Genomic DNA, 1566 nt, shown 5'->3' with positions numbered 1-1566 from the left:
CAACTGGAGAAGCCCTTGGACGCGTATTCAGCCTGGGTGCGCTTGACGATGTGCTCGAACTCGATGCGCGGAATCAGCTTGAGGATCTGACTGAACATGCTGCATGATGCTTTCACGTTGGGCCTCTCGTGAGTGGGGTGGAAGTTCGTTTGGCGACAACTTTTTACCCCACGCATCGGGATGGCTCAACGCCTTCTGTCTTGGACAAGAGTGGTCAGCCATAGCGGTTCCTTTGAGCAGGGCGCGTGGGCGGGGATGCGCGACATCTGGATGGACTACGTGAAGCCGGTCGCTCTCAGGCTGATGCTTCAGGTGTTCTCAATCGTCTGGTTGGTGGGTTGCACGAGTTGGGCGGCCCAAGTACTGTGGAGGTTGTAATGCAACTGGGCGCTTCTCTTCCCCGACGCAGGTTCGACGTTGTGATCGTCGGTGCTGGCGGCTCCGGCATGCGTGCCTCGCTCCAACTGGCTCGCGCCGGCCTCAATGTGGCCGTGGTGTCCAAGGTGTTTCCCACCCGCTCCCACACGGTGGCGGCGCAGGGTGGGATCGCCGCATCGCTGTCGAACATGAGCGACGACAACTGGCACTACCACTTTTACGACACCATCAAGGGTTCCGACTGGCTCGGCGACCAGGATGCGATCGAGTTCATGTGCCGCGAGGCGCCGAAGCTTGTCTATGAACTCGAACACTTTGGCATGCCGTTTGACCGCAACCCCGACGGCACGATCTATCAACGGCCGTTCGGTGGCCACACCGCCAACTACGGCGAAAAAKCTGTCCAGCGCGCCTGCGCCGCGGCCGATCGCACCGGCCACGCCTTGCTCCATACGCTGTACCAGCAGAACATCAAAGCTCGAACTAACTTCTTTGTCGAGTGGATGGCGCTGGACCTGATCCGTGACGCCGAGGGCGATGTGCTCGGCATCACGGCCCTCGAGATGGAGACGGGAGACGTCCATATCCTACAAGCGAAGACGACGATGCTCGCGACTGGCGGCGCCGGGCGAGTCTTCGCCGCTTCGACCAATGCGTTCACGAACACTGGCGATGGTCTCGGCATGGCTGCGCGGGCGGGCATCCCTCTTCAGGATATGGAGTTCTGGCAGTTCCACCCGACGGGGGTGGCCGGGGCCGGTGTGCTCTTGACCGAGGGCTGCCGCGGCGAAGGCGGCATCTTGCGCAATGTGAATGGCGAGCGGTTCATGGAGCGCTACGCCCCAACTCTGAAGGACCTGGCGCCGCGCGACTTCGTCTCTCGCTCGATGGACCAGGAGATCAAGGAAGGACGCGGCTGCGGCCCCAACAAGGACTATGTGGTCCTCGACATGACCCATCTGGGACGCGAGACCATCATGAAGCGGCTGCCTTCGATCTATGAAATCGGCCTCAACTTCGCCAATGTCGATATCACGAAGGAGCCCATCCCAGTTGTGCCGACGCTGCACTACCAGATGGGTGGCATTCCGACCAACATCAACGGCCAGGTGGTGGTGCCGAAGGGCGCTGAGCCGAACTTTGTCGTCGATGGCCTTTATGCCGTGGGCGAGTGCTCTTGTGTCAGCG

2 protein-coding genes and 1 pseudogene are annotated in these 1566 nt (G+C 61.1%); 2 read left to right on the top strand and 1 reads right to left on the bottom strand.

From position 1 onward, the window contains the following. Window positions 1–98 (bottom strand): DUF4372 domain-containing protein (locus AC1DY5_RS55060; protein ID WP_478122603.1); only part of this gene is annotated, 98 nt, incomplete at its 3' end. Between the two features lie 148 nt (window positions 99–246). Here AC1DY5_RS55060 and sdhD point away from each other — a divergent pair. Together sdhD and AC1DY5_RS55050 are read left to right on the top strand one after the other, a co-directional pair. After that, a pseudogene (gene sdhD / locus AC1DY5_RS55055) lies at window positions 247–378 on the top strand (succinate dehydrogenase, hydrophobic membrane anchor protein); the annotation flags it as partial. After that, on the top strand, window positions 378–1566 hold a 1189-nt coding region (locus AC1DY5_RS55050; protein WP_478122602.1), incomplete at its 3' end, for an FAD-dependent oxidoreductase. The pseudogene sdhD and the gene AC1DY5_RS55050, both read left to right, overlap by 1 nt.

The organism is Variovorax sp. P4_D9 (assembly GCF_056401695.1).
The sequence above is the reverse complement of the archived record's forward strand: the minus strand, read 5'-3'. Positions and strand labels throughout refer to the sequence as shown.